The organism is Treponema sp. R6D11, assembly GCF_054786075.1.
Genome location: NZ_BDHD01000141.1, coordinates 1 through 4,658, shown reverse-complemented (window position 1 = coordinate 4,658; position 4,658 = coordinate 1). Strand labels below are relative to the sequence as shown.

General features: G+C 34.6%; 6 protein-coding genes. 4 read left to right on the top strand and 2 right to left on the bottom strand.

Features of this window, described 5'->3' with window-relative positions; translation table 11 throughout:
• Together ACYVTD_RS09955 and ACYVTD_RS09950 are read right to left on the bottom strand one after the other, a co-directional pair.
• Positions 1-383: hypothetical protein (locus tag ACYVTD_RS09955; protein WP_461247626.1), on the bottom strand; the 383-nt coding region annotated here is incomplete at its 3' end.
• Between the two features lie 594 nt (positions 384-977).
• Positions 978-1,235: a hypothetical protein gene (locus tag ACYVTD_RS09950; protein ID WP_461247625.1), complete on the bottom strand. Its 258-nt coding sequence runs from the start codon at positions 1,233-1,235 to the stop codon at positions 978-980.
• Positions 1,236-1,551: 316 nt separating this feature from the next.
• On the opposite strand from ACYVTD_RS09950, the gene ACYVTD_RS09945 reads away from it, so the two are divergent.
• The 4 genes from ACYVTD_RS09945 (at position 1,552) to ACYVTD_RS09930 (ending at position 4,459) form a co-directional block, all read left to right on the top strand.
• Positions 1,552-2,607: a tyrosine-type recombinase/integrase gene (locus tag ACYVTD_RS09945; protein ID WP_461247624.1), complete on the top strand. Its 1,056-nt coding sequence runs from the start codon at positions 1,552-1,554 to the stop codon at positions 2,605-2,607.
• Between the two features lie 128 nt (positions 2,608-2,735).
• Complete coding sequence (locus tag ACYVTD_RS09940) at positions 2,736-2,933, top strand: type II toxin-antitoxin system HicB family antitoxin (RefSeq protein WP_461247623.1); 198 nt, start codon at positions 2,736-2,738, stop codon at positions 2,931-2,933.
• 149 nt (positions 2,934-3,082) lie between these two features.
• Positions 3,083-3,547 carry a nucleotidyl transferase AbiEii/AbiGii toxin family protein gene (locus ACYVTD_RS09935; RefSeq protein WP_461247622.1) on the top strand — a complete coding sequence of 155 codons (465 nt, stop codon included), beginning with the start codon at positions 3,083-3,085 and terminating at the stop codon, positions 3,545-3,547.
• Between the two features lie 417 nt (positions 3,548-3,964).
• Entirely contained in the window at positions 3,965-4,459 is a 495-nt protein-coding gene (locus ACYVTD_RS09930) for a hypothetical protein (protein WP_461247621.1), read from the top strand.
• The last annotated feature ends 199 nt before the right edge of the window (positions 4,460-4,658 follow it).

Genomic DNA, 4,658 nt, shown 5'->3' with positions numbered 1-4,658 from the left:
TACTTATGGTAGCCGCGTTCAAAAAAAATCACACCGCCGCCTTCTAATTGTATAAATGGAGCTTTAACATTTTGAGGTAACGGAAAATAATAACGCAAGAAAAGCGCTGTTTCATGGGCGCTTACAGTATCAAGATTATCAAAAAATGATGTTTTTAAACCTGCTGAAAATTGAGCGTTTATATCAACACCAAGTAAAAATACGCCACCATAGGAAATTCCATGCCGAGTATCGCCGTTAATTCCAGGTCCAAGACCCAAAAATCCGCTGTCAGGTTCTAACGCAAATAACGGGCTTGTAAAAAATAAACTTAACAGACATAACATAATGAATAAAAGAAAAACAATCTTTTCTTTTCTAGTAATAAATAAATTATTAATCATGATATTTCCTCCTTAAAAAACATCACGCCGTTTAATGATATAGATGAATAAAACGCCATCCAAACGTCTCGGTGAGAGTTAGTCAGAACGGGTTGCGACAAATAAAAGAAATATTACTAAATACGACCTTTTTTTATGGCAGATTTAACAGTTTTGAATGATTTTTTGCTCTTACTTATAAAATAAGAAATTTCCTTATAGACGACAAGTAAAAAATATACTAATTTAGTCGTTTTTTTGTTAACTTTAAAATATTTCTATTTAATGATTTAACTGTGAGGGATTGGGGATTTTTGCTTAACTGTTTTGAATTTTTTTAACTTTTTTTAAGGAAAATTTAACAACGAACATCACGAACAAGGAGCGAACCGAGAGGGATTTGAGTTTGCCAGCGATAAAATTGTCAAAAAAACAGTAAAAAAGGGCGAAATTAAGGTGGTTTTGCTTATAGGTAAATTTACCTATATTTCTGCTGGAAAAAAGGGACGTTTAAATTCGACACCCTTTGTATTTTTTTCATACATTTTTCTTTTGAAATAGTACAAAATATTTTAATATTAGTCAATAAAATTTTAAGTTAAATGCAATATTTCTTTAAACTCCCCATAATTTCTTAAAAGAATAACTTTTTAGAAATTCGAGTCCGTTTTTGTGAAATGTCGAATTTAAACGTTCGTTTGTTTCAGGCTGTCCCTGTTCCGCTCCCTGTTCCGTTTCGGTGTCGGTTTCCACAGTAGGCGGTAGACCTGTCTCGGTCTCGGTTTGAATTTCGTCTTGGCTTGCGTCATGTGAGCAACCACACAGGGCAAGCAGTAATGAAAAAATCATTACATAGAAAATTAGATGTTTCATTTTCAACTCCTCAAAAAAGATTTTTTAATCGCACAAGCGACACCTATATATGGCGCGAACTCGTCATTTTGCTTGACTATTTTTGAAAATATTTTGAAAAATTTTTAAGACTTTTTACATATTTTCCTATAGAACGATTATTGATTTTTCGCTATGTTTGAATTATACTTTAAATATGGATGTAGCCTACATCTTTTGTGAATCCAACAGAGTAAGGGTTCCTCTTTTCGAATATGACCCTCACCTTTTCCATTTTTTTATTTCCCGTGGTGGGAAATGGGATAAGGCGCGACAGGAATTTATATTGGAAGGAAATATGAGCGCGGAACGGTTCAGCAAAGATTCACCGGGAGTCACGTTTGTAAAGGTGAGTGATCAATCCCCCGTTCCCGTTAAAGTGTTCGGTTTTTGGGAAAGGTCATGGGACAGTAAAGAAACCGCCACCACCAGCACGGTCACGGAACAGCCGAAAATCAAATACGCCGCCACTGCGTCCGCGCCTGTCAATTTGCAAAACCTGCCTGACAAATTTCCCCAACATTGGAAACTGAAACTTGATACCGAACTGTGCGCCGTAAAATACAGCCATAAAACCAAGGTTAATTATTTGTACTACATCCGCCTTCTTTGCAAAATCCTCCAGAAGCCCCCAGAAGAAATTCAACAGGGAGACATTAAACAGTTTCTCGCCTTTCTGGAAAAAGAAATGGACTATTCAGCGGCTTCAATGAATTTGGCGCTCAGTGCGATTAAATTTTTTTATCAGAGAGTATTACAAAAAGACATTATTAAGGAACAGCACCGCCCCCGTCAGGACAGGCGACTGCCCATCGTCCTGTCAAAAACCGAAATCAAAAAAATTTTAGCGGCTGAAAGAAATCTGAAACATCGCCTTTTAATGATACTTGTATACGCGTCAGGTCTGCGTGTCAGCGAGGTGGTCAACCTTAAAAAAGAAAACATCGACATCACAAGGAAAGCGATAATTATAACGGCAGGTAAAGGCAGAAAAGACCGATATACTATTTTGCCGGAAGCGGTCATAAAAGATTTGACGGAATATTACCGCAAGTACAATATCACCGACTGGATTTTCCCGGGCGCAAAGCCGGATGAGCATTTGAATATCCGTTCCGCACAACACATATTCAAAGACGCGCTTAAAGCAGCTAAAATAAATAAAACGGCTTCAACCCACTGTCTGCGGCACTCTTTCGCAACACACCTTCTTGAAAGCGGGACTGACATCAGGTATATTCAGGATTTATTGGGACACTCGTCGTTGCGCACCACCGAACGCTACACCCATGTCGCCCGAAAAAAAGCCTTGTCAATCCCAAGTCCCTTTGACCACATGGACGAAGGGGAATAGGATGCACCCAGTGTTTTTATAATGACTATACAAATTGTCTTGACATTATTCACAATAAGAGGTAATATTTATTAAACAATAAAGCGTTGATTTCTTATGAGTTATCATTTCTTATATGGAGAAAAACAATGGAGTTGGAATATACATACTGGAAAGATGGGGAATTTTTTGTTGGATTTCTTGATAATTACCCAGATGATTCAACACAAGGTGTTTCTTTGAAAGAACTGGAAGAAGCTCTTATTGAAATATATGAAGTAAAACAGGAAGAAAAGGAACATCTTGCAACAATTCGTAAATCCGGCAAAATAAAAATACCTGCATGAAAAGAGAAAAATAAACATGAAATCATTTGATAAAAGTAAAATTATTATCGCAAAAAGAGAAGATATTGATGAAATGAATAGTGAGTATTGGAGTAACGCTTCAATAAAGGAAAGGTTGCAAACTGTTACTTATTTAAGGGAGTGTTTTTATGGGAAAAAAGCAACTACCGGAAGAATTCAAAGAATTTGTACAATATTTAAACAAGAATAAGATAAAATATTTACTTGTTGGCGGATGGGCTGTAGGAATATACGGTCATCCAAGAGCAACCAAAGATATTGATTTTTTATTTTCAAATGATCAAAAAAACTTAAATCAAATTAAAAAAGCATTAGATGAATTTGGAGCGCCTCCTATTGATTTAGAGAAATTTAAAGAGGATGGATATGTTATAAGGATAGGAAGTTCACCAATACAAATAGATATGATAAATAGCGCGGATGGCATTGATATAAATGATTGTTTTAAAAGAAAAAAAATATTGGATATTGATGGTGTAAAAATAAATGTAATTGCAATAGATGATTTAATAATAAACAAAAAAACAAGCGCAAGAAATATTGATATTGCTGATGCAGATAAACTTGAGAAACAAAGAAATATCAAGAAATAAGCCAATATTGAAGCCTTCTGTTTTCACAACCTGTACTAAAAGATAAAATTCCATGTTCCACTCACATAGTTTATATTGATATTTTTCAATTTTATGCGGATATACGCTTGACATTATTCCCAATAAAGATACACTGTCGGTCTACATAGCGAATTCTGTACATAAGACGACAGTTTGTGTCGTCTTATGTACAAACGAACTATTGACATAATCCCCAATAAAAGATACAGTGTCATTTACACAGCAGATTCGGCACTGAAAACGACATCCGTGTCGTTTTCAGTACGGATTCGGTACATAAGACGACAATTTATGTCGCCTACACAGCGTTAAGCGACAATTTTTGAAGTCAAATATTTAAAAAAATAGTTGACAAAATAATATTTTTTGATATAATTTTAATAATTGGAGGAATGTATGAAAAATATTTCATTTGTTTCAATAATAGTTGTTTTTTTTGTTTCTTGTATGACGTTTAGAGCAGATATAACGAATTTTTCTGAAGGAGAGCAACTAATCGAAGTAACAATAAATGATGTTTCTTTTGACAGTAATGAGCCATTAATAGAAAAGATTACTATTAATGTTAAAAATTTAACAAATTCAACAATAACATTTATTCCTGAAAAATGTTATTTTCAAGATGATAAAGGAAATCATATGTTAAAAATCCCACCACTTAATATAAGATCAAATAATAATTTAAATATACCTATAGAATCTTTTGACTATTATAAGGTGGAATCGAATAATAGTGGTTTTGCATATGGTTATATGTATTTTGGTTCTGGTAATTCAAAAGCAACCATGCAAGATTTAAATGTTAAGTATTTAGAAATAAATTTATGTTATAAGGTAAATGAAAAGGAATATATTGGAATATATAAAATTGATGTAAATAAAACTCAATAACAATATTTGAAAAATCAAAAATCGTCGCTTAACAGGTCGGTAACTGTACGCCGCCTTCGGCGGCTAGGCTACGCAAAACGCCAGTCGGGGCTTCGCCCCTTTGTGGCGTTTCGCTCCGCCACATTTTTGCTTTTGCGAGAAACTGCTTCGCAGTTTCCTTATCGCAAAAGCAAAAACGTCAGTTACCGCCGGAACGTTA

Coding starts and splice junctions, on each gene's coding strand:
- ACYVTD_RS09950 (WP_461247625.1), bottom strand. CDS start 1,235: ATGAAACATCTAATTTTCTATGTAATGATTTTTTCATTACTGCTTGCC.
- ACYVTD_RS09940 (WP_461247623.1), top strand. CDS start 2,736: ATGGAGTTGGAATATACATACTGGAAAGATGGGGAATTTTTTGTTGGA.
- ACYVTD_RS09930 (WP_461247621.1), top strand. CDS start 3,965: ATGAAAAATATTTCATTTGTTTCAATAATAGTTGTTTTTTTTGTTTCT.
- ACYVTD_RS09935 (WP_461247622.1), top strand. CDS start 3,083: ATGGGAAAAAAGCAACTACCGGAAGAATTCAAAGAATTTGTACAATAT.
- ACYVTD_RS09945 (WP_461247624.1), top strand. CDS start 1,552: ATGAGCGCGGAACGGTTCAGCAAAGATTCACCGGGAGTCACGTTTGTA.